22 protein-coding genes and 1 riboswitch are annotated in these 22,973 nt (G+C 63.5%); of the genes, 6 read left to right on the top strand and 16 right to left on the bottom strand.

The features are described 5' to 3' along the window. Positions 1-90 precede the first annotated feature (90 nt). Positions 91-1,992: a sigma-54-dependent Fis family transcriptional regulator gene (locus ACX0MV_RS18470; RefSeq protein ID WP_458983962.1), complete on the bottom strand. Its 1,902-nt coding sequence runs from the start codon at positions 1,990-1,992 to the stop codon at positions 91-93. A gap of 298 nt (positions 1,993-2,290) precedes the next feature. Between ACX0MV_RS18470 and exaC the strand changes: the two genes are divergently transcribed. The 4 genes from exaC (at position 2,291) to ppa (ending at position 6,000) form a co-directional block, all read left to right on the top strand. Further along, a complete protein-coding gene (gene exaC / locus ACX0MV_RS18465; RefSeq protein WP_458983961.1) occupies positions 2,291-3,811 on the top strand; it encodes an acetaldehyde dehydrogenase ExaC in 1,521 nt (506 codons plus the stop codon). Between the two features lie 206 nt (positions 3,812-4,017). Beyond that, the gene (locus ACX0MV_RS18460) at positions 4,018-4,473 is read left to right on the top strand and encodes a GNAT family N-acetyltransferase (RefSeq protein ID WP_458983960.1); all 456 of its coding nucleotides are present in this window, start codon (positions 4,018-4,020) and stop codon (positions 4,471-4,473) included. A gap of 84 nt (positions 4,474-4,557) precedes the next feature. Then, on the top strand, positions 4,558-5,397 hold the full coding sequence (locus ACX0MV_RS18455) for a M90 family metallopeptidase (protein WP_458983959.1): 840 nt from the start codon (positions 4,558-4,560) through the stop codon (positions 5,395-5,397). 75 nt (positions 5,398-5,472) lie between these two features. Further along, the gene (ppa, locus tag ACX0MV_RS18450; RefSeq protein ID WP_458983958.1) at positions 5,473-6,000 is read left to right on the top strand and encodes an inorganic diphosphatase; all 528 of its coding nucleotides are present in this window, start codon (positions 5,473-5,475) and stop codon (positions 5,998-6,000) included. A gap of 147 nt (positions 6,001-6,147) precedes the next feature. On the opposite strand, the gene speA is transcribed toward ppa, so the two are convergent. Beyond that, positions 6,148-8,061 (bottom strand): arginine decarboxylase, encoded by a 1,914-nt coding sequence (gene speA / locus ACX0MV_RS18445; protein ID WP_458983957.1) that lies wholly within the window; start codon positions 8,059-8,061, stop codon positions 6,148-6,150. A 116-nt stretch (positions 8,062-8,177) separates the two neighbouring features. Next, positions 8,178-8,549: a translation initiation factor Sui1 gene (locus ACX0MV_RS18440; RefSeq protein ID WP_458984220.1), complete on the bottom strand. Its 372-nt coding sequence runs from the start codon at positions 8,547-8,549 to the stop codon at positions 8,178-8,180. Between the two features lie 296 nt (positions 8,550-8,845). Here ACX0MV_RS18440 and dxs point away from each other — a divergent pair, with 296 nt between their 5' ends. Together dxs and ACX0MV_RS18430 are read left to right on the top strand one after the other, a co-directional pair. Then, complete coding sequence (gene dxs / locus ACX0MV_RS18435; protein ID WP_458983956.1) at positions 8,846-10,753, top strand: 1-deoxy-D-xylulose-5-phosphate synthase; 1,908 nt, start codon at positions 8,846-8,848, stop codon at positions 10,751-10,753. Positions 10,754-10,844: 91 nt separating this feature from the next. Beyond that, positions 10,845-11,061: riboswitch (cobalamin riboswitch) on the top strand. Positions 11,062-11,160: 99 nt separating this feature from the next. Further along, positions 11,161-13,065, top strand: a complete 1,905-nt coding sequence (locus ACX0MV_RS18430) for a TonB-dependent receptor domain-containing protein (RefSeq protein ID WP_458983955.1) — start codon at positions 11,161-11,163, stop codon at positions 13,063-13,065. A 56-nt stretch (positions 13,066-13,121) separates the two neighbouring features. On the opposite strand, the gene ACX0MV_RS18425 is transcribed toward ACX0MV_RS18430, so the two are convergent. The 13 genes from ACX0MV_RS18425 to nrdR all read right to left on the bottom strand — a co-directional run bounded on the left by ACX0MV_RS18425 (position 13,122) and on the right by nrdR (position 22,963). Further along, the gene (locus tag ACX0MV_RS18425; protein ID WP_458983954.1) at positions 13,122-13,919 is read right to left on the bottom strand and encodes a cobalamin-binding protein; all 798 of its coding nucleotides are present in this window, start codon (positions 13,917-13,919) and stop codon (positions 13,122-13,124) included. Then, positions 13,919-14,335 (bottom strand): MFS transporter, encoded by a 417-nt coding sequence (locus ACX0MV_RS18420; RefSeq protein ID WP_458983953.1) that lies wholly within the window; start codon positions 14,333-14,335, stop codon positions 13,919-13,921. The genes ACX0MV_RS18425 and ACX0MV_RS18420 overlap by 1 nt, the downstream gene beginning before the upstream one ends. Then, complete coding sequence (gene ribA / locus ACX0MV_RS18415; RefSeq protein ID WP_458983952.1) at positions 14,332-14,952, bottom strand: GTP cyclohydrolase II; 621 nt, start codon at positions 14,950-14,952, stop codon at positions 14,332-14,334. Before ribA ends, ACX0MV_RS18420 begins: the two co-directional genes overlap by 4 nt. Before the next feature lie 127 nt (positions 14,953-15,079). After that, positions 15,080-15,718 carry a retropepsin-like aspartic protease family protein gene (locus ACX0MV_RS18410; RefSeq protein ID WP_458984219.1) on the bottom strand — a complete coding sequence of 213 codons (639 nt, stop codon included), beginning with the start codon at positions 15,716-15,718 and terminating at the stop codon, positions 15,080-15,082. Between the two features lie 21 nt (positions 15,719-15,739). Further along, on the bottom strand, positions 15,740-16,468 hold the full coding sequence (locus ACX0MV_RS18405; protein ID WP_458983951.1) for a substrate-binding periplasmic protein: 729 nt from the start codon (positions 16,466-16,468) through the stop codon (positions 15,740-15,742). Between the two features lie 17 nt (positions 16,469-16,485). Then, on the bottom strand, positions 16,486-17,016 hold the full coding sequence (locus ACX0MV_RS18400; RefSeq protein WP_458983950.1) for a phosphatidylglycerophosphatase A family protein: 531 nt from the start codon (positions 17,014-17,016) through the stop codon (positions 16,486-16,488). Next, the gene (gene thiL, locus ACX0MV_RS18395) at positions 17,009-17,977 is read right to left on the bottom strand and encodes a thiamine-phosphate kinase (protein WP_458983949.1); all 969 of its coding nucleotides are present in this window, start codon (positions 17,975-17,977) and stop codon (positions 17,009-17,011) included. Before thiL ends, ACX0MV_RS18400 begins: the two co-directional genes overlap by 8 nt. Positions 17,978-17,982: 5 nt before the next feature. Then, positions 17,983-18,480 carry a transcription antitermination factor NusB gene (gene nusB / locus ACX0MV_RS18390; RefSeq protein WP_458983948.1) on the bottom strand — a complete coding sequence of 166 codons (498 nt, stop codon included), beginning with the start codon at positions 18,478-18,480 and terminating at the stop codon, positions 17,983-17,985. After that, entirely contained in the window at positions 18,477-18,953 is a 477-nt protein-coding gene (ribH, locus tag ACX0MV_RS18385; protein ID WP_298140534.1) for a 6,7-dimethyl-8-ribityllumazine synthase, read from the bottom strand. The genes nusB and ribH overlap by 4 nt, the downstream gene beginning before the upstream one ends. 111 nt (positions 18,954-19,064) lie before the next feature. Continuing rightward, on the bottom strand, positions 19,065-20,159 hold the full coding sequence (gene ribBA / locus ACX0MV_RS18380; RefSeq protein WP_458983947.1) for a bifunctional 3,4-dihydroxy-2-butanone-4-phosphate synthase/GTP cyclohydrolase II: 1,095 nt from the start codon (positions 20,157-20,159) through the stop codon (positions 19,065-19,067). 12 nt (positions 20,160-20,171) lie between these two features. Further along, a complete protein-coding gene (locus ACX0MV_RS18375) occupies positions 20,172-20,834 on the bottom strand; it encodes a riboflavin synthase (RefSeq protein ID WP_458983946.1) in 663 nt (220 codons plus the stop codon). 546 nt (positions 20,835-21,380) lie between these two features. Continuing rightward, a complete protein-coding gene (gene ribD, locus ACX0MV_RS18370; RefSeq protein WP_458983945.1) occupies positions 21,381-22,499 on the bottom strand; it encodes a bifunctional diaminohydroxyphosphoribosylaminopyrimidine deaminase/5-amino-6-(5-phosphoribosylamino)uracil reductase RibD in 1,119 nt (372 codons plus the stop codon). Then, a complete protein-coding gene (nrdR, locus tag ACX0MV_RS18365) occupies positions 22,499-22,963 on the bottom strand; it encodes a transcriptional regulator NrdR (RefSeq protein ID WP_458983944.1) in 465 nt (154 codons plus the stop codon). Before nrdR ends, ribD begins: the two co-directional genes overlap by 1 nt. Between the last annotated feature and the right edge of the window lie 10 nt (positions 22,964-22,973).

The raw sequence follows: 22,973 nt of genomic DNA, 5'->3' as shown, positions 1-22,973 counted from the left end.
CTGGCCGCAGATTAGCACAGCGCCGCAGCCCCGCAGAGGTCTGGCGGCGCTGCGAGCGCAGGGCTAAAGAAACGGTTTACCAGGCATCGTTCAAGGCATTGAGCGCAGCTTGATCGCGTGTTTGCGGAGCTTGCGGTACAGGGTGTTGCGGCTGATGCCCAGTTGCTCGGCGCTGCGGCTCATCTGCCAATGCTGCGCCTCCAGAACGGCGAGCAGCGCCTGGCGTTCGGCATCGCCCAACTGATCGGCCTTGGCGGCGGGCATCAGGGCCGGTGAAAGGCGCGCATGCCTGATCTCGGCGGGCAGTTCGGTGTGGCTGACCACGCCGTTCTCGCACAGCGCGCAGAGGGTGCGCAGTACGTTGCGCAGCTGGCGCACATTGCCCGGCCAGGAATAAGCCAGCAGCGCCTCGCGGGCCTGATCATCCAGGCGCAAGGCCTGACCGCGAGCTTCTTCGGTCAGCAGAAAATCCAGCAGCGCCAGCTTGTCGCTGCGCTGACGCAGCGGCGGCAGCTCGATCACCAGGCCATTGAGGCGATAGAACAGGTCCTGGCGAAACTCGCCGCTGGCCACCCGCTGAGCGAGATCGCGATGGCTGGCGCTGATCACTCGCACGTCAATGGCCTGGGCTTCGCCGCCGATGGGCTCGATCTGCCGCTCTTCCAGCACCCGCAGCAGACGGGTCTGCAGCGCCAGCGGCATGTCGCCGATCTCGTCGAGAAACAACGTACCGCCGTCGGCCTGCTGCAGCTTGCCGCGCATACCGTCCTTGCGTGCACCGGTAAAGCTTCCGCCGCGATAACCGAACAGTTCGCTCTCGATCAGGCTCTCGGGAATCGCCGCGCAGTTCAGCGCGATAAAGGGTTTGCCACCGCGCGAACTGACCTGGTGCAGGGCCTTGGCAAAGGCCTCCTTGCCGGTGCCGGTCTCGCCGCCGATCAGCAGCGGCACGTCGCGTTCGTAAACCCGCAAGGCACGGCGAAAATCACTCTGCAAACCGGGGTCGGCCAGACACAGCCCAGGCGTGGTCGGTGTGGTGGGGCCCGAGGCCAGGGCGCGGCGTGGCGGCTGGCCGCGCAACATGGCGAACAGCGGCTGGCCCTTTTGCGTGTACAACGGCCAGCTGGCCGCCGGCTGCGGCGAGGCGCGACTGAGCAGGTCGTCCAGACTGCAGTCGAATACCTCGATCAAGGTGCGTCCGAGCAACTGCCGACGCGACAGCCCGAGCAGATTGATCGCACTCTGGTTCACCGCACATATGCGCCCGTCGCCGTCGAAGGCCAGCAGGCCTTCGCTGAACTGGCCAATGTATTCAGCCTGGGCGTGGAAGCGCAGCAGCCACTCGCCTTCATAGCTGCGCAGAAAATGGCAACCCTCGATGAGTTTGGCTGAAAGATTGACCAGGGCCATGGTGTGAAACTGGCTCTGCCGCGACACGTCATGCCGCGCCGAAGACACATCCAGCACCGCCAGCAGCTCGCCGTGGGGGTCGAACACCGGGCTGGCCGAACAGGTCAGGCCGATGTGGCGACTGCGGAAGTGTTCGTTCTGGTGGATGGTCAAGGCCTGGCGTTCGACCAGGCAGGTGCCGATGCCGTTGGTGCCTTCGCACGCCTCGCTCCAGTCGGCACCGAGCCACAGGCCGGCCTGCTCGAAGGTGCGCTTTTCCGCCTGCTCGGTGACGCAGTTGAGGATCACCCCGCGGGCATCGGTCAGCAGCACCGCATGGCCAGAGCCGGCCAGCTGACGGTGTAGGCTGTTCATCTCGTTGCTGGAAATCTCCAGCACCTGCTGCAGCTGCTCGCGACGTTCGAGCATGCGCGCGTGCTCCAGCACCGTGGGCGCGGCCCCCTGCGCCGGGTCCAGATGATATTGCTGCAGGCAACGTAACCAGGAACGCGCCACCGAGGGGTCGGCCGCAGGGCCCGTAGCCGGCGAGCGCCCCTGGGCCACGGTGAGCACCTGATTGGCATGACGACTGGCGTGATTCATGGGCACCTCGACGGTCGGCGGCAGCGCACGGGCAGCCTGTTGGCAAAACAGCATCTGCCAGGCCGACAGACTTTGCAACGGCAAGTGACCGATGAGTCATGGCCTGTATCGGCGACGGTACACACTGTCCCACCGCTGTCCCGCGTGAGTGACAGCGGGCCTTCACAGGCACCTCTGTTTGCCCCTTCAACCGCTCTAGCGTAAGGCTTTTCAGCTACTGGCCTAGCCCTTGCTGTGCTCTGTACCAGCGCCGCAGGGCGCGCTCCCCAATGCCTATAAAAATCAGGAGATCCTCAGCATGCGTTACGCCCATCCCGGTACCGAAGGCGCCATCGTTTCCTTCAAGGCGCGTTACGGCAACTACATCGGCGGCGAGTTCGTCGCGCCGGTCAGCGGCCAGTACTTCACCAATACCTCGCCGGTCAACGGTCTGCCGATTGCCGAATTTCCACGCTCCACAGCCGAGGATATCGACAAGGCTCTCGACGCCGCCCACGCCGCCGCCGATGCCTGGGGCAAGACCTCGGTGCAGGAGCGCTCGCTGATTCTGCTGAAGATCGCCGACCGCATTGAAGCCAACCTGGAAATGCTCGCCATCACCGAAACCTGGGACAACGGCAAGGCGGTGCGGGAAACCCTGAATGCCGATATCCCTCTGGCCGCCGACCACTTTCGCTACTTCGCCGGCTGCCTGCGCGCCCAGGAGGGTTCGGCTGCCGAGATCGACGGCAACACCGTGGCCTATCACATCCATGAGCCGCTCGGTGTGGTCGGGCAGATCATTCCGTGGAATTTCCCGCTGCTGATGGCCGCCTGGAAGCTGGCTCCGGCTCTGGCCGCCGGCAACTGCGTGGTATTGAAACCCGCCGAGCAGACGCCGCTGGGCATCAGCGTGCTGCTGGAACTGATTGGCGACCTGCTGCCGCCGGGCGTGCTCAACGTGGTCCAAGGCTATGGCAAGGAGGCGGGTCAGGCCCTGGCAACCAGCAAACGCATCGCCAAGATCGCCTTTACCGGCTCCACCCCGGTCGGCTCGCATATTCTCAAGTGCGCGGCTGAGAACATCATTCCGTCGACCGTGGAGCTGGGCGGCAAATCGCCGAACATCTTCTTCGAAGACATCATGCAGGCCGAGCCGAGCTTTATCGAAAAGGCCGCCGAAGGTCTGGTGCTGGCCTTCTTCAACCAGGGCGAGGTGTGCACCTGCCCGTCGCGAGCGCTGGTGCAGGAATCGATCTACCCGGCATTCATGAAGGAAGTGATGAAGAAGGTCGAGCAGATCAAACGCGGCGACCCGCTGGACACCGACACCATGGTCGGCGCCCAGGCCTCCGAGCAGCAGTTCGACAAGATTCTTTCCTATCTGGAAATTGCCAAGCAGGAAGGCGCCGAACTGCTGACCGGCGGCGCGGTGGAGAAACTTAGCGGCAGTCTGACCGGCGGTTATTACATCCAGCCGACCTTGCTCAAGGGTCACAACAAGATGCGCGTGTTCCAGGAAGAGATCTTCGGCCCGGTGGTCAGCGTCACCACCTTCAAGGATGAAGCCGAAGCCCTGGCGATCGCCAACGACACCGAGTTCGGCCTCGGCGCCGGCCTGTGGACCCGCGACATCAACCGCGCCTACCGCATGGGCCGGGCGATCAAGGCCGGCCGCGTATGGACCAACTGCTACCACCTATACCCGGCCCATGCAGCGTTTGGTGGCTACAAGAAGTCCGGCGTCGGTCGCGAAACCCACAAGGTGGCGCTCGAGCATTACCAGCAAACGAAGAACCTGCTGGTGAGCTATGACATCAACCCGCTGGGCTTTTTCTAATCGCGGCCTGGCGACCACTTGCATGTAACCCCCTGCCGGCACACGCCGGCAGGACCAGCCTCGCCTCGCTCACGCCCCAGGAAGCCAGCACGGCCAAACGCTTGTTCGGATTGCGCTTTGGAAAAGCATAAGGCAGCATCGGCTCGTCTACCGGCAGAGCCTAGGCATTGCCGCAGCACCTTATTTCAGTCAAGCCGAGGCCTCACATGCGCATCGTCCAAGCCACCCTGGAGCACCTGGACCAGTTGACCCCGCTGTTCGTCAAATACCGCGAACTGTTCGGCCAGCTGCCTTACCCCGAGTCTTCGCGCAAATTTCTGGCAACCCGGATCAGCCGCAAGGAATCCGTCATTTACCTGGCCATGGCCGACGATGACGACAAGATCCTCGGCTTCTGTCAGCTGTACTCCAGTTATTCCTCGCTGTCGCTCAAGCGCGTGTGGATTCTCAACGACATCTACGTCAGCGAAGACGCTCGCCGGCAACTGGTGGCTGACCGCCTGATCCAGACCTCCAAGCAGATGGCCAAGGAAACCAACGCAGTACGCCTGCGCGTGGCGTCGAGCGTCGACAACGTGGTGGCGCACAAGCTGTACGAGTCCATCGGCTTTGTCGAAGACACCGAGTTCAAGAACTTCCTGCTGCCCATCGACAGCAATTGATTCACTGAGACGACCTGCGACGCGCACCGGCGTCGCGTCCTCACCTGAGCGGCTGCGCAGCGGCCGCCTGATCCGGTTAACCCCATGTGGTCATTTCGCGCCTGGCGCCGCCAGCGCATCCTTGCGCAAAACCCGCTCGACCCCGCGCTCTGGGCCGAGGTGCAGCAACGACTGCCGATCATCGATGGGCTGAGCGACGCCGAGCTGCAGCGCCTCGGCGAGCGCGCGGTGCTGTTCCTCCACGCCAAGCACCTCACCGCCTTGCCCGGGGTGACCCTGAGCGACGAAGCGCGACTGATGCTCGCCGTGCAAGCCGAGCTGCCGCTCTTGAACCTGGCCGACCTCAACTGGTATCAGGGTTTTCACGAAATCGTGCTCTACCCGGATGATTTCGTCAGTCCGCAGCGCCACCGCGATGCCAGCGGCGTGGTGCACGAATGGGATGGCGAGCACAGCGGCGAAGCCTGGCAACAAGGCCCGGTGATCCTCGCCTGGCCCGGCGTGCAGGCCAGCGGCCAATGGGATGGCTACAACCTGGTGATCCACGAGCTCGCGCACAAGCTGGACATGCTCAATGGCGACGCCAACGGCCTGCCGCCGCTGCACCGCGACATGCGCATCGGCGACTGGGCCAGCGCCATGCAGAGCGCGTACGACCAGCTGAATGCCGAACTGGATGCCAACCCGGACGCCCCGGGCGCCATCGACCCCTATGCCGCGGAAGACCCTGCGGAATTCTTCGCCGTCACCAGCGAATACTTCTTCAGCGCCCCCGATCTGCTGGCCGAGGCATTTCCCCAGGTTTATGCCCAGCTCAAGCTGTTCTACCGGCAAGACCCGCTGGCTCGCCTGCAGGCGTTGCAGGAAGCCCACCCGGACTACCGCACCACGGCAGTGGCGATCCCAGACGCGACCAATGGCTAAGCAAGCCGACATGGCAACGGCAGGGGAATATGCCTATAATCGCGCCACTTTTTTGGCCCACCCTGGGAGTCACCCATGAGCTACAGCAAGATTCCGGCAGGCAAAGACCTGCCGAACGACATCTACGTTGCCATCGAGATCCCGGCCAACCACGCGCCGATCAAATATGAAATCGACCATGAAACCGACTGCCTGATGGTCGACCGCTTCATGGCCACGCCGATGTTCTACCCGGCCAACTACGGCTTCATCCCGCACACCCTGGCCGACGACGGTGACCCGCTCGACGTGCTGGTGGTAACGCCTTACCCGGTAGCGCCAGGCTCGGTGATCCGCGCCCGCCCGATCGGTGTACTGCACATGACCGACGAAGCCGGCGGCGACGCCAAGCTGATCGCCGTGCCGCACGACAAGCTCAGCCAGCTGTACGTGGACGTCAAGGAATACACCGACCTGCCAGGCCTGCTGCTCGAGCAGATCAAGCACTTCTTCGAGAACTACAAGGATCTCGAAAAGGGCAAGTGGGTCAAAGTCGAAGGCTGGGGCAACGCCGATGCGGCCCGCGCCGAAATCATGAAGGCGGTAGCGGCTTACCAAAAATAAGCCGAAACCACCCCCTAAAAACCGGCCACAAGCCGGTTTTTTTATGCCTGCCGTTTGGCCAAAAAAATGCCCGTATCAATCGAGACGGGCATTTTTACTCAGCCTTATTTGTTCACTCGGCCTTGGTAGCTAGGCCGCCGCCCCTTCTCAGGACGACAGGTACGACGAGCGCGTCAGCCCCAGACGCAGCGCGTCGAGGAACTGGGTGCGCTCGCGCGGGCTGATCTTGGCGCTGGCGACCTTGTCGCGGTAGTGGTTCATCAACTCCTCGGGCGACAGGTGCACGTAACGCAGCATGTCTTCAATGGTGTCGTGGGTTTCGATACCGGCGTGGTACACACTGCCGTCGGCGTTCTGGTAGATGTTCACCGAGTCGGTATCACCGAACAGGTTGTGCATGTCGCCGAGAATTTCCTGGTAGGCGCCAACCAGGAAGATCCCCAGCAGGTAATCCTCGCCTTCGCGCACTTCATGCACCGGTAGGCTGGTCTCGATGCTCTGCTCATCGACGTACTGACGGATCTTGCCGTCGGAGTCGCAGGTCAGGTCCTGCAGCACGGCGCGGCGCAGCGGTTCTTCGTCAAGGCGGTTGAGCGGTAGGATCGGCAGCACCTGACCGATGGCCCAGGTATCTGGCAGGCTCTGGAACACCGAGAAGTTGCAGATGTATTTGTCGGCGAGCTTGTCGTTGAGCTCGTCCAACACCTGGCGATGGGAGCGCTGACGGGCCTTGAGCGAGTCATGCAGGCGCCGGCAGACCGCGAAATAGCACTGCTCGGCCAGGGCCTTTTCGGTCAGGCTGAGCTTGCCGTCGGCGTACTGGCTGGCCACGTCGCTCATGTAGTGGGTGGCGCGCCAGTAGGTTTCGGTGACCATCTCGATGTCGGTCGGGCCGAGCAGTTCGACCAGGTAGCGCACGGTCTCCGGCAGGCTGGTGACATCCTCTACATGAGGGATTTCGTCGTTGTGCTTTTCCACGTCGGTGACCTGCACCACCAGCAGCGCGTGGTGCGCGGTGAGCGAGCGACCGCTTTCCGAGAAGATGTGCGGATGCGGCAGCTCCTGGGCGTCGCAAAACTCCTTGAGCATGCCCACCACCACGCCGGCGTAATCGTCCATGTCGTAGTTGATCGAACTGGCGTTGCGCGAATGAGTGCCGTCGTAATCGACCCCCAGACCGCCGCCGACGTCGATATGGTCGACCGGCAGATCCAGCCCACGCAGCTCGCCGTAATAGCGGATGGCTTCCTTGAAGCCCTGCTGGTAGTCACCCAGGTTGGCGATCTGCGAACCCATGTGGAAATGCAGCAGGCGGATGCCCTGGTCCAGGCCCGCGGCGCGGAAGCGCTCGACCACCGACAGCAGTTGCGCCGCCGACAGGCCGAACTTGGACTTCTCACCACCGGTGTCGGCCCACTTGCTCGAGGCGAGCGACGACAGGCGCACGCGCAGGCCGATCTGCGGGGCGACCTTGAGTTCGGCCGCCTCCTCGATCACCAGCTGCACCTCGGACTCCTTCTCGATGACGATGAACACGTTGTGCCCGAGTTTCTGCCCCATCAGCGCCAACTTGATGAATTCGCGGTCCTTGTAACCGTTGCAGACGATGGTGCCGCCCTTCGGCGCCAGCGCCAGCACGGCCATCAGCTCCGGCTTGGAGCCGGCTTCGAGGCCGATGGCAACGTTCTGCGTGGCGATGATATTTTCCACCACCGCTTCCTGCTGGTTGACCTTGATCGGGTACAGCGCGGTGTACTGACTCTGGTAGCCGAGGCGCGCGATGTTTGCATCGAACGCGCTGGTCAGCTGGCGCACGCGGTCCTGCAGGATGTCCGGGAAGCGCACTAGCAGCGGCAGGCTGAGGCCGCTGGAGCGCAGCTCGTCGACCTGTTCGTACAGGTCGATCGGCGTACTGTGCGGGCCATTGGGACGCACTTCGACGCGGCCTTTGTCATTGATCGCGAAATAGCCCGCGCCCCAATGGCGAATGCCATAGACGCTGCGACTGTCCGCCACTGTCCATTGGCTGCCGTCATCTTTACGTGTGCGTCGTGCAGACATCGAAGTCTCCCTTGCTGGCGATAGAAGCTCTGGTCGGGCCGGAGCGGATACAGATTAACGTCTGGAAATGACGATTGCCCGGCAGTGGACACCGGGGAAGTTTAGAAGGTGCGGGGTCAGCCGCCGGATTTCTTGGCCTTGAAGCCGCGCTTGAGCAATTCGTCCAGTAGCAGCTGGACATGGTCGCCCTGGATTTCGATCACTCCGTCCTTCAAGGCGCCTCCGCAACCGCAGCGTTTCTTCAACGCGCTGGCCAGCTCGCGGAGCGGCTCTTCGGCCAGGGGCACACCCTCGATGGTGGTAACCGTCTTGCCGCCGCGGCCCTTGCTTTCGCGGCGCACGCGGGCAATCCCGTCGCCCTGCGGAAGCTGGGTCTGCTTGCAGGTGCAGGCGTTCACCGGCTGACCGCAGTCAGGGCAATGCCGACCGCTTTCGGTGGAGTACACCAGGCCGCCAAGGCCGGCAAATGAGGAAGCTTTCTTGACCACCGGCTTGTCCTCGAAGGGGTCAGGATAGCGACTGGTCGACTGACGCCCCGAGGGGCAATCGACCGCGAAGCCCCACTCTGGCAGGGGCAGCGCACCCGCGCTGGGCGGCGCGGGCTTGAAGGCCGCGCAGTGTAACGGCAAAGCCTGCGCTTGCTAAGAGCAAAATTGCGCCATTAAGCCCAGCTTTTGCGACGCCCGCGACGCCATGCACTGCGCACCGAGTGCGGATGCGGGCTTAAAGCTTGCGAGCGCTTTCAGGTAAACTGCCGCATCTTTTACCCATAACGATCAGCCTGATGCCGACGACCTTCCACGAGATTCCCCGCGAACGCCCGCTAACGCCCTTGCTAGACCGTGCGGACACGCCGGATCTGCTGCGCCGGCTGGGCGAGGCCGAGCTGGAAACCCTGGCCGACGAATTGCGCCAGTACCTGCTGTACACGGTGGGGCAGACCGGCGGCCACTTCGGCGCGGGCCTGGGCGTGGTCGAACTGACCATCGCGCTGCACTACGTTTTCGATACGCCGGACGACCGTCTGGTATGGGATGTCGGCCACCAGGCCTATCCGCACAAGATCCTCACCGGCCGTCGCGAGCGCATGGGCAGCCTGCGCCAGAAGGACGGTATTGCCGCCTTTCCGCGGCGCGTCGAGAGCGAGTACGACACCTTTGGCGTCGGCCATTCCAGCACCAGCATCAGTGCGGCGCTGGGCATGGCCATCGCCGCGCGCCTGCAGGGCAGCAAGCGCAAGGCGGTCGCGGTGATCGGCGACGGCGCCCTGACCGCGGGCATGGCCTTCGAGGCGCTCAACCACGCCAGCGACGTCAACGCCAACATGCTGGTGATCCTCAACGACAATGACATGTCGATCTCGCAGAACGTCGGCGGCCTGTCCAACTACCTGGCCAAGATTCTCTCCAGCCGCACCTACGCGAGCATGCGCGAGGGCAGCAAGAAAATCCTCTCGCGCCTGCCCGGCGCCTGGGAAATCGCCCGCAAGACCGAAGAACACGCCAAGGGCATGCTGGTCCCCGGCACGCTGTTCGAGGAGCTGGGCTGGAATTACATCGGCCCCATCGACGGTCATGACCTGCCGATCCTGCTCGCCACCCTGCGCAACATGCGCGACCTCGATGGCCCGCAGTTCCTCCATGTGATCACCAAGAAGGGCAAGGGCTTCGCGCCCGCCGAGGTCGACCCGATCGGCTATCACGCCATCACCAAGCTCGAACCGGTCAAGGTGTCGCCAGCTGCGCCCTGCGTTCAGAAGCAGCCCAGCGGGCCGAAATACTCCAGCGTGTTCGGCCAGTGGCTGTGCGACATGGCCGCGGCCGACCCGCGCCTGGTCGGCATCACCCCGGCGATGAAGGAAGGCTCCGACCTGGTGGCGTTCAGCGAACGCTACCCGGAGCGTTATTTCGACGTGGCCATCGCCGAGCAGCACGCCGTGACCCTCGCCGCCGGCATGGCCTGCGATGGCGCGAAACCGGTGGTGGCGATCTACTCGACGTTCCTGCAGCGCGCTTACGACCAACTGATCCATGACGTTGCGGTGCAGCACCTCGACGTACTGTTCGCCATCGACCGCGCCGGCCTGGTCGGCGAAGACGGCCCGACTCACGCCGGCAGCTTCGATCTGTCCTACCTGCGCTGCATCCCCGGCATGCTGGTGATGACGCCGAGCAATGAAAACGAGCTGCGCCGCATGCTCACCACCGGCCACTTGTTCGACGGCCCGGCGGCGGTTCGCTATCCACGCGGCAGTGGTCCCAACGCGGCTATCGAGCCGGGCCTGGAGCCATTGGAAATCGGCAAGGGCGTCGTCCGCCGTCAAGGCAACCAAGCGGCGCTGCTGGTATTCGGCGTACAGCTGAGCGAGGCGTTCAAGGTCGGTGAAGCGCTCGACGCTACCGTGGTCGATATGCGCTTTGTCAAACCGCTCGACGAAGCGCTGGTGCGCCAGCTGGCCGACAGCCACGAGCTGCTGGTGACGATTGAAGAGAACAGCGTGATGGGCGGCGCCGGCAGCGCGGTCAGCGAATTCCTTGCCCGCGAAAACCTGCTCAAGCCGGTACTGCACCTGGGCTTGCCGGATTACTACGTCGAGCACGCCAAACCGGCACAGATGCTCGCCGAATGCGGGCTGGATGCTGCGGGTATAGAAGCGGCGGTCCGCCAGCGCATGGCCATGCTGCAAGCGTGATGAGCTGCCGGCCACAGGCGGACATGCGCTAACGCGGTTGGTCCGCCCTGCCAGCTGAATTGCTTTAGCCCTCGCGTGCGTTTAAGGTGCGCGCGTTTTACTTGTCCGAGGTCGCTGCCAAACCAGCAGCGTGAAAAGGGAAGCAGGTGCGCCGCTGTCGATCACGACCGTCGCAAAGCCTGCGCTGCCCCCGCAACGGTAACCGACAGCGCGCAAGCGCAGCCTTTCGCCAAGACCACTGGGTTCGCCTGGGAAGGTGGCAAGGTGTAGTCGGCAGCCCGGAGACCTGCCTCGGCGCGAAGTGACTGGTGTTGCGGAGGGCATCACCGTCAAGCGCTGGCTGTCGCCTCCTTGCCGTGCTTGCCCCTGCCCTCCTCAAAAGTTTTCCATCTTTTGAGGATCTATCGATGAAGTGCTCCCCGATTGCCCTGGCCGTGGCCTTGCTGCCACTGATTGCCCACGGCGATGATTCCAGTGCATCGCTGGATGCGCTCAAACTCCCCGCTCTGGTGGTGACTTCCGGTCGCCAGACCGAAGCCCGTCAGCAAGCGACCGCAGCGACCAGCGTATTCACCCGTGCCGATATCGAGCGACTGCAGGCGCGCAGTGTGACCGAGCTGCTTGCGCGCGTTCCCGGCGTTTCGATCGTGCAGAACGGCGGGCGTGGCAGCCTGACCAGCGTGTTCCTGAGGGGCGCCAACTCCAACCAGACGCTGGTGTTGATCGACGGAGTTCGTCTCAATGCGGCCGCCAGTGGCCTGGCCCGACTTGAGTTTCTGAGTACGGAGCAGATCGAGCGGGTGGAAGTGGTTCGCGGCCCGCGCTCCGCCCTCTATGGCGCCGATGCCATCGGCGGGGTGATTCAGATATTCACCCGGCGTGGCGAAGCCGGCCTGCAGCCGCGACTGCAGCTGGCGGCGGGAACCCAGCAACGCTTCGAACGCAACCTCGGCCTATCCGGCGGAAATGCCACCACCCGTTTCGACCTGGGCGCCAGCCTTGACGAGTCGGCAGGGTTCGACCGCTCCGAAGACTCGCGCGGGCGCGATGCGGACCACGACGGCATACGCCGCAAAGCCCTCAACCTGAACCTACAGCATCGGTTCAACGAGCGTCTGAGCGCTGGCCTGAATGCACTCCATCAAAGCGGCAATACCGAATATGACGATGTGTTCAGTTTTGAACCCGGCAACCCGAGCGAACGCTTCAGTCTTTCCAGCGTCACCGGTCATCTCGAAGCAGCGCTGCTGGACACTTGGACCAGCCGCCTGGAACTTGGCCATATCGAGGACAAAAGCGAAAACAGCGATGCGTTCAACGCCTCCAACAATTTCGCCTTCAACTCCTACCGCGACTCGCTCAACTGGCTGAATACCCTGCGCGTGAGCGACACGCAGCAACTGCTGCTGGGCGCCGACTGGTACGAAGATCGCCTGACCAGCAGCACGGCATTCAGCCAGACCGAACGCTGGAATAAGGCGGTTTTCGTTCAGCACCGCTATCAAGGTAACGGCTTCGCCAGCGAAATCGGATTACGCCACGACGACAACGAGCAGTTCGGCAGTGAGGAAACACTCAACGCGGCACTGACGGTGAATCTCGATCAGCGGACGGACCTGATCCTCAGCTACGGTGAAGGCTTTCACGCGCCCACCTTCAACGACCTGTATTTCCCGACAGACATGTTCTATGGCGGCAACTCGAAACTGACCCCGGAACGCTCGAAAACCGTCGAGGTACAACTGCGCGGCGAGCATCTGAATACGCAATGGAGCGTGTCGGCCTATCGCACCGAGGTAGAGGACCTGATAGCAGTTGTCAGCGATCCGGTGACCTTTTTCAGCCAGCCGCAGAACATTGGCGAGGCGCGCTTGCAAGGCCTTGAACTGAGCGTGCGCCGAGACATGTTCGGCTGGCAGACGGTCGTGGCCGCCGGCTGGGTCGACCCGCGCGACCGCGAGACCGGCCATACCCTGCCCCGCCGCGCCAAACGCAACCTGAGCGTCGACCTCGACCGCCAGTTCGGCGACTTCGGTGTGGGTCTTGGCTGGCAAGCGGTCTCTCGTCGTTACGACAACACCGGCAACACCCTTGAAGTGGCCGGTTACGGCCTGCTCGGCCTGCGCGGCAGTTGGCGGATGACCGAGGAGTTGCTCTGGCAGGTCAAGGTCGACAACCTGCTGGACAAGGCGTACGCCCAGGCCACCTATCCACGACCGAATGATGAGTTTTTCAGCAGCGTGACTCGTTTCGGTTTCCGCGAAGAAGGCCGTAGTGGCCTGCTCTCGCTGACCTGGACGCCGAAGCTCTAGCACTGCGACTGCTTGCCGGCGACCCGGCAGCGCCTCGGGCTATCAGGCTGCCCCTGTCACCGCGCCTTGGCCAGCAGCTCGCACAGCTGTTCCGTTGCCGCCAGCATCTGGAAGCTCGGCCGCTCCAGGCCTTTATTGGGGACCTGCCAGAGCTGGTCACGTGCCACTGCGGTTAACTGTGGCCAGCGCTGCCAGGCGTGGAGCTGTTCGGCCGTGCCGGCGATGATTACCTCGGGGTCGCGCTGCAGCACGCTTTCGATACTGACCTGCGGGGCCGGCAATTCGAGATCGGCGAAGACGTTTTCACCGCCACAGACTCGCAAGGCATCGCTGATGATCTGCTGGCCGCCAATGGTGTACAGCGGTTTGTCCCAGAGCTGATAGAACACCCGCACGGGTTGCTCGCGGCGATAACGTGCGCTGAGAGCCGCCAGGTGCGTGCTGAATTCCTCACGCAGGCGCCGGCCCTGCTCTGTCCGGCCGAGCCGTGCGCCTATTTCGTCGAACTGTTGGGCCAGGTGCGCCAGCTTGCGCGGTTCGGTGATCAACAACGGGATGCCGAAACGCTGCAATTGCTCGCGCTGCGCAGCGCTGATGCTGTCCGGCCAGAGCAGAATCAGGTCGGGCTGCAGCTGCAGCAGGCTCTCGATTTCCAGCTGGCCGTAGCGGCCCACCGAAGGAACGTGGGCCAGGGCCGGCGGCCGCTCGCCGCCGTCCAATACCCCGACCAACAGATCGGCGGCACCGAGTTCGAGAACGATCTCGCTCAAGGACGGCGCCAGGCTGACGACCCGTTCGACGGCCAGCGCCGGCCACGCCAGCAAGCCGAGTAGACAGGCGAACAGACGAATCATCAGCCGAGCTGACGGGGAATACGGTAGAGACAGAGCAGCACGACGCTGGACAGCGCCAGCAGCATCAGGGGGATGGCTTCCAATCCGCCGAGCACCGCGACGGCGGCGACCCAGGCCGGCAGGCCGGCGCCGAGAAAGGCCAGGCGCCGGCAGCGTGCCAGTTCCAGCCAGGCGGCGGGTTCCGCCTCGGTATCCAGAGCCTTCTCAGTCGCGACCAGAGCCCGCTTGTAGGCGCCGAACAGTGGCAGGCTGACGAACATCGAGGCCAGGCCGGCGATGAACAGCGGCATGGTCATCACCCCGGTTTGCTGGCCTGCGCCGAACAGCACATTGAGCAGCAACAGCGGCGCCAGGGTGTAGCCCAGCTGACGCCACCACGCCAGCGCCAGGCGGAGGCGCACCTGGCTGCGGGTCACAGGCTTTCCTCGACCTCGCCCTGGTGCAGGCTGCCGAGCATGTGCCCGAGCTTGCCGGCCTTGGTCGCGAGGTACTTCTGGTTGTGCGGGTTATGATCGATCTGCAGCGGCACCCGCGCCGAGACCCGGACACCCATGTCGCCCAGCGCTTTGACCTTACGCGGGTTATTGGTCATCAGCTTGAGCGAGCGGATGCCGAGGTGATCGAGCATCGGCTGGCAGATCGCATAATCGCGCTGGTCAGCCCCGAAGCCCAGACGCTCGTTGGCTTCCACGGTATCGGCGCCGCCGTCCTGCAGCTCGTAGGCGCGGATCTTGTTCAACAGACCAATACCGCGGCCTTCCTGACGCAGATACAGCAGCACGCCACGGCCTTCGCTGGCAATCGCCCGCAACGCCGCTTCTAGCTGGAACCCGCAATCGCAGCGCAGGCTGAACAGCGCGTCACCGGTCAGGCATTCGGAATGCAGGCGTCCAAGTACCGGGGCACCATCGCTGACATCGCCAAAGGTCAGGGCGACGTGCTCCTTGCCGGTGGCCTCTTCAAGAAAGCCATGCATGGTGAAGGTGCCGAACGGCGTAGGCAGTAGGGAGGCGGCGACGAACACGACAGACACCGGATGCTCCTAGGTAGGAAAACGGAGGAAATACGAGCGGCGCATTGTAACAGCAGGCTCTGGCGGCCGGTCAGCCTGAATTGTCGATGATAAGGATCGAATGGCTGCGCGCTTCAATGCGACTCTATTACTTGGATTCCAGCACCAGCATGTCCTGTTCGACGCGCCAGCCAACGCGACTGAGGAAGCTCATGCCGAGCAGGGCTTCGCCCGGCGAGTTGCCTTCCAGCACCACGGCCTCGACGCCGAGCAGTTCGATGGTGCCAACCTTGACGCTGTTGAGATCGACTCTCCAGCCGCGCGCGGTGCCGCTGGCGGTATTGACCGTGAGCGGGCGGCCGGTGACGCGGTAGTCGATGCCCAGCCGGCGAGCGTGCGAATCGTTCAGGGCAATTGAGGTGGCGCCGGTGTCCACCAGAAACTGCACGGGCTGGCTGTTGACCGAGCCGGCGACCCAATAATGCCCGCCAATGCCTTTGGCGATACTCAGCTGGCGCGTGACCGGCGCGGCGAAGCCCTCGCTGTATTCCCGAGCGAGCCCGTAGCTGCGCTCCACACCGTCAACCCGAAGCACCGCACCGCGGCTGTCCGCGCTGATCACCACGACCCCGCCAGGTCCGGTTTCGCCGACCTTCACCAGCTTGCGCTGGCCATCGACATTGAGCACCGCCGCACCGGGGAACAGCCCCACCACCAACACCTGCGACGCAGCGACGCCAAGTGTGGAAGCGCTCAAGGCCAGCGCCGCGCAGAATAACTTCAGCAAGTAAGCCAAACGTCTCGTTCCTCAATCGAAGGGATACGGTTGCTGCCAGCGTTTGAAGATCGGCTGAAAACGGTCCTGACTGACCAATTCCGCCATACGCTGATCATACAACCGGGCCAACGCGCGGCCCCGCGGGTTATCCGCGAACCCCAGATAAACCGGCAGGCTGGTCAGGTCGGTGACCCGATAGCGCGACTCGCCACCGGCATCGCGCAGCAGATCATCAATCTCGCTGCGGGCATCGATGTAGAAATCGGCGCGCTGGTGGTTGAGCATGTCCAGAATACTGTTACGCCGATGAACTTCCTGGTACTGCTTCAGGTTTGGCAAATAACGCTGATATTCGTAGCCGCGCATCCATACCAGGCGGAAGTCCTTCAAGGTCGCCAAAGTCGGGACCGGGCGCTCGCGCAAACTCAGGGCGCTGATCTGATCTGCATCGTAATGCCAGTGCGGATAGACCACGCCAGTGTCGACTTCATCGCGGTAGGAGCCCACCCAGGCATCGGCTTCACCCCGCTGGACCAGTCCGATGGAGCGCATATAGGGCACGCTCTGGATCGTCAGCTTGATGCCTGCCGGCTCGAACACCAGGCGCAGGATATCCCATGCCATGCCCTTGCCGTCGGCGCCGGTGTGGCCTTCCCACGCCTCGCTGGCCAGGCGTATTTCCTCCGGCAGAGGCTGCTCGGCGCGCGCGTTGATGGCACACAGCGCGGCAATCAGCACAACGAACCACCAACTTCTCATAGCGGACCCCAGCACGCTCAGAACCCGAGCGCCGTAGCAACACCGTGACTCCAGCCCCAGACGAGCCCTTGCATCGCCAGCCAGGCGAACACGCCGGCCAGCACGTCGTCGAGCATGATGCCAAACCCACCGTGCACGTGGCGGTCGATCCAGCTGATCGGCCAGGGCTTGATCACATCGAACAAGCGGAACACCAGAAAGCCTAGCAGCAACCAGCCCCATCCCTCGGGCACCAGCCACAGGGTGATCCACATGCCGACCATCTCATCCCAGACAATGCCCTCGTGATCGTGCACGCGCAGGTCAGCGGTGACCTTGCCGCACAGCCACACGCCGAACAGCATGGCGATCCCGAGTGTCAGCCAGTAGCCCCAGTCGGGCAGCATCTGCAGCAGTGGAATGAACGGCAGCGCCACCAGTGAACCCCAGGTACCCGGTGCTTTCGGCAAGGTACCCGAGCCGAAACCGAAGGCGATGAAATGCCAGGGATTGCGCCATACGGAAGGTGGCACGAACTCGGCAGGAACCTGGTTGGGATTATCAGTCACTAGAAAGTCCAAAATGTTGGTAGCCGCTGCGCGGCGGGCGAATCTCCAGGCCATCGGCATCCAACAGCTGCACACCGACGCCGGCGACAACGCGGCCAATGACACGAACGGGCCAGCCAGCAGCCTGCATATCGAGCAACCGAGCCACCGGCAGCGTGAACGCCAGCAGGTAATCGTCGCCACCGGCCAAAGCATAGTGCAGAGCGGCTTCCTGCCCGGCAAGAGCTATCAGCGCGGCGGAGAGTGGAACACGCGCCTGGTCGATCTGTAACGCTACCTGAGAAGCCGTGGCGATATGACCGCAATCGGCAAGCAGCCCATCGGAAATATCCAGCGCGGCCGTCGCATTGCCACGCAGCGCCTGACCAAGTGCAAGCTGTGGTTGCGGCGCCCAGTAGCGCGCCAGCAGGGGCTCGGCGATTGCCGCCGGTGCCTCGCGCTGCCCCAACACCAGCGGTAGAGCGCCCGCCGCATCGCCCAGATCACCGCCCACGCAAAGCAGATCACCCTCCTGAGCGCCGCCGCGAGTCAGGGCCATGCCGCTGGGTACACGGCCGAACACGCTCAACGTCAGGCTCAGGGGGCCGCGGGTGGTATCGCCGCCGATCAAGCGAATGGCGCACGCCTGTGCCATCCGATCAAGCCCGGAGGCGAAGGCCTGCAGCCAGGCGGCATCGGCATTCGGCAGGGTGATGGCCAGGGTGAAGCCAATCGGTGTGGCGCCCATCGCCGCCAGGTCGCTGACCGAAACGCCGAGGGCACGCTGGCCAAGCAGAAAGGGGTCGCAGGATTCGGGGAAGTGCACCCCGGCAACCAGGGTGTCGGTGGAAATCGCCAGCTGTTCGCCCGGCGACAAATCGAGCAAGGCACCGTCATCGCCAATGCCCAGCGCCACACCCTCGCCACCTTGCGCACAGGGCGCGGCGGCGAAGTAGTGGCGAATCAGCTCGAACTCGCCCAAGGGTCTTAACGCTTGTGGTCGCGAACTTCAACCGCGCGCAGCTGCGGCGCGAGCTTATCCAGCACGCCGTTGACGAATTTGTGTCCGTCGGTGGCGCCGAATACCTTGGCCAGTTCGATGCCTTCGTTGATCACCACGCGGTACGGCACATCGATGCGGTTTTTCAGTTCGAAGGTCGACAGGCGCAGGATTGCCAGCTCGACCGGATCGATCTCGGCGATCGGACGATCAAGCAACGGTTCGAAGGCGCCGTCGATCTCGGTTTTCTGCCGCGCCACGCCGTGCAGGATCTCGTGGAAATAGGCACCATCGACCGCGCTGAAATCGTTGTCGACGCGGAACTGCGCTTCGATTTCGTTCAGCTGCTGGCCGGCCATGTGCCAGGAATACAAGGCTTGCATGGCCAAAGTGCGCGCCTGACGACGAGCGAGGATCTTGCCGCTGGGCGCCTTGGGACCTTTCGGCGCCTGCGGCGTTTGCCCGTTGTTGTCGTTCTGGCTCACTTGGCCTCCAACTGCGCCAGCAGGCTGACCATTTCCAGGGCGGAGAGCGCAGCTTCGGCGCCTTTGTTGCCGGCCTTGGTGCCGGAACGCTCAATGGCTTGCTCGATGGAGTCCACGGTCAGTACGCCGAAGGCTACCGGCACGCCGAATTCCATGGACACCTGGGCCAGGCCCTTGGTGCACTCGCCGGCGACGTATTCGAAGTGTGGAGTACCGCCACGGATCACCGCGCCGAGGGCGATGATTGCGCTGAACTCGCTACGCTGCGCGACCTTCTGCGCCACCAACGGAATTTCGAAGGCACCCGGCGCGCGGATGATGGTGATGTCATCTTCGCTCACGCCATGGCGCACCAGTGCGTCAACGGCGCCACTCACCAGGCTTTCGACGACGAAGCTGTTGAAACGGCCGACGACCAGGGCGAAACGGCCCTTGGGGGCGATGAAAGTACCTTCGATGGTCTTCAGGGTCATAGCGAGTTCTCATAGTGCTTAAAGAGCCAGGGCGCGCCACTGCGCACCCCGAAATTGACGATCAGGCCTGATGCGGCGCTGCGTACTGCCAGGGCAGCGCCCCTTCGGCCGTTATTCGGCGGGCAGGTATTCTACAACCTCCAGGTCGAAGCCGGATATCGCATTGAACTTCATCGGCGAACTCATCAGGCGCATCTTGCGCACGCCGAGGTCACGGAGGATCTGCGAACCGGCACCGACGGTGCTGTAGGTCGTCGGGCTAACCACTTTCGCCTCGTTGCCCAGTTGCCGCTCCAGGTGCGCCAGCAGGTCGGGGCCGGTCAGCGGATTGCCGAGCAGCAGCACCACGCCGCTACCATCCTTGGCCACCTGGGTCATGGCGGCACGCAGGCTCCAGCGGCCCGGCTGGTTGACCATAAACAGGTCGCGCAGTGGGTCCATGTTGTGCACCCGCACCAGCGTCGGCTCTTCGGCACAGATGGTGCCGAGGGTCAGTGCCATGTGCACGTCGTTTTCCACCGAGTCGCGGTAGGTCACCAGGTTGAACTGGCCCAGTTCGCTGTCGAGCACCTGCTCGCTGACGCGCTCGACGGTACGCTCGTGGATCAAGCGGTAATGAATTAGATCGGCGATGGTGCCGATCTTGATGTCGTGGGCCTTGGCGAATTCTTCCAGCTCGGGGCGACGGGCCATGGTGCCGTCGTCGTTCATGATTTCGCAGATCACCCCGCTCGGCTCGAAACCGCCCATGCGCGCCAGGTCGCAGGCCGCTTCGGTATGGCCGGCGCGCGCCAGCACGCCGCCCGGCTGAGCCATCAGCGGGAAGATATGACCGGGGCTGACGATGTCATCAGCTTTGGCGCTTTTCGACGCAGCGGCCTGCACAGTACGCGCACGGTCGGCCGCGGAGATACCGGTGGTGACGCCTTCTGCGGCCTCGATGGAAACGGTGAACTTGGTGCCGAAGCCGGAGCCATTGCGCGGCGCCATCAGCGGCAGCTTGAGGGTTTCACAGCGCTCGCGGGTCATCGGCATGCAGATCAGGCCGCGGGCGAAGCGCGCCATGAAGTTGATATGTTCGGCTTGGACGCACTCGGAGGCGATGATCAGATCGCCTTCGTTTTCGCGGTCTTCATCATCCATCAGGATGACCATCTTGCCCTGGCGGATGTCTTCGATCAGTTCTTCGATGCTGTTGAGCGCCATGCTGCTGTTTCCTTAATTCTTCAGGTAGCCGTGTTCGGCCAGAAAGCTTTCAGTCATGCCGGAGGCGTAGGACTCGGCGGCCTTGTCGCCGAGCAGCAGGCGCTCCAGGTAACGCGCCAGTAGATCGACCTCGAGGTTGACCTGATGGCCGGGGCGGTAGTCGATCATGATGGTCTCGGCCAGGGTGTGCGGCACTATGGTCAGCTCGAATTCAGAGCCATTCACCGAATTGACGGTGAGGCTGGTGCCATCGACAGTGATCGAACCCTTGTGCGCGATGTACTTGGCCAGCTCGCGCGGCGCGCGGATCTTGAATTGCACGGCACGGGCATTGTCGGCACGGGCGATGACTTCACCGACACCGTCGACGTGGCCGCTGACCAGATGGCCGCCGAGCCGGCTGGTCGGGGTCAGGGCCTTTTCCAGGTTGACCTTGCTACCGGCCTTCATGCTGATAAAGGCGGTATGCGCCAGGGTTTCGCGGCTGACGTCAGCCCAGAAACCGTCGCCCGGCAACTCCACGGCAGTCAGGCACACGCCATTGACCGCGATGCTGTCGCCCAGTTTGACGTCGCCCAGGTCGAGCTTGCCGGTTTCGACATACACCCGCACATCGCCGCCCTTGGGACTCAAGGCCCGGATACTGCCAATCGCTTCGATGATTCCGGTAAACATCAGACCTCCCCTAATGGCGACACGCCGCCCGAGCGGACATAGCCGCTGACGGAAAGAAAAGCACAAGACATCACTACGCACTCCTGTTTGGGAACAAACAGGGCGTTTCGGATCGATAGGGATTTCGCAGGCGCAGCTACGCCACGCCCCTGGAGGGAATCCCGCTCTCTCTTTATCCGGACTTTAACCGTCGGCCCCGGAATCACACCGGGTCTGCTGACCTTGCCTGGTTTGCTTTCGCAACCAGCCCAAGCGCTCGCGGGCTAGACAAAGAACCTGATTTTAGATCTCGCGAGCTAGAGCCATACAAGGCGAAATTGGGCGAGGGCGCGGAGTTTACAAGCTGTAACTGAGCAGCCCGAGCACAATTTCAACGCCGTATGGCCGACGCGTAGCAGATCTAAAACAGGTTCTCGACGTCATTACCGCCGGTGGGGAATTACACCCCGCCCTGAGAACGTTACGGCTGCTTCCGCAGCCGCCAAGCGTTTTACCATAATTGCCGCGCGCCTGCATGCGCGAAAACGACGGTCAGCGCCGCCAGAATCAGTCGCCGCGCTGCGGTACCGCAATGATTCGCCAATCGTCGCCGACGGCGCGCATTTCGACGATCTTCAACTCGGGCGCCTCGGCCATGCGCGCCAGCGGCAAGTCGAGCAACGGCCGTGCGCTGGAGCCCAGCAGCTTCGGCGCCACGAACAGCTGGTATTCGTCGATCAAGCCCAAACGCGCGAAGGCGCCTGCCAGCCGCGGCCCGGCTTCGAGCAATACTTCGTTGGCGCCACGGGCCGCCAGCTCGGCCAGCAGCTTGCGCAGGTCGACATGGCCATTGCTACCCGGCACGGCCAGCAGCTCGTGGCCGTCGTCCAGATAGCGATCACGCGCCACCGCAGCCGCGCAGGTCGCCACCATGGCAGCGCCGGCCTGGAAGAACGCGGCGCTCAGCGGCACTCGCAGGCGACCATCGACCAGCACGCGCAAGGGCGGTCGGGTGATTGCCAGCGCGGTCAGTTCCGCGCCTAGCCCCAGTTCTTCAGGACGCACAGTCAGTCGTGCGTTGTCAGCCAGCACCGTGTCGGCGCCGGTCAACACTACGCTGGCACGGGCGCGCAATCGCTGCACCGCCGAACGCGCAGCCGGCCCGGTAATCCACTGGCTTTCGCCGCTGGCCATGGCGGTACGGCCATCCAGACTCATCGCCAGCTTGGCACGGACGAACGGCAGGCCGCTCTCCATGCGCTTGATGAATCCCGCATTCAACGCCCGCGCTTCGGCTTCCAGCACGCCGCTCTGCACGGCGATGCCGGCATGCATGAGGCGCAACAGTCCGCGTCCTGATACTTCAGGGTTGGGGTCCTGCATGGCCGCCACCACCCGGCTCACACCCGCGGCAACCAGCGCATCGGCGCAGGGCGGCGTACGGCCATGATGACTGCAGGGCTCAAGGGTGACGTAAGCGGTGCCGCCGTGCGCCTTGGCGCCGGCCTGGCGTAATGCGTGCACCTCGGCGTGCGGCTCGCCGGCTCGCGCATGCCAGCCTTCGCCGACGATCACCCCGGCGTTGACGATCACACAGCCGACACGGGGGTTGGGGTGGGTGGAATACAGGCCCTTGCGCGCCAGCTCGAGCGCGCGGGCCATAAAGGCGTGATCGGAATTCATCATCAGCCTTTGGTGGGTTCGCGGGACAGACGGTCGATTTCCTCGCGGAACTCGTTGAGGTCCTGGAAGCGTTTGTACACCGAAGCGAACCGAATGTAGGCAACCTCATCAAGTTTTTGCAGCTCACTCATCACCAGCTCGCCCAGCACCAGCGACTTGATTTCCCGCTCGCCAGTGGCGCGCAGCTTGTGTTTGATATGGGCGATGGCCGCTTCTAGCCGCTCGATGCTGACCGGGCGCTTTTCCAGCGCGCGCTGCATGCCGGCACGCAGCTTGTCCTCGTCGAAGGGTTGCCGGCTGCCGTCCTGCTTGATCAGACGCGGCATCACCAGCTCGGCGGTTTCGAACGTAGTGAAGCGCTCTTCGCAGGCAACGCATTCGCGGCGGCGACGCACCTGTTCGCCCTCGGCGACCAACCGCGAGTCGATCACCTTGGTGTCATTGGCACCGCAGAAGGGACAGTGCATAAATAAAGCC

This window comes from Pseudomonas cistanchae, assembly GCF_054483635.1.
Note: the sequence above shows the minus strand (reverse complement) of the source record. Positions and strands in the feature narration are given on the sequence as shown.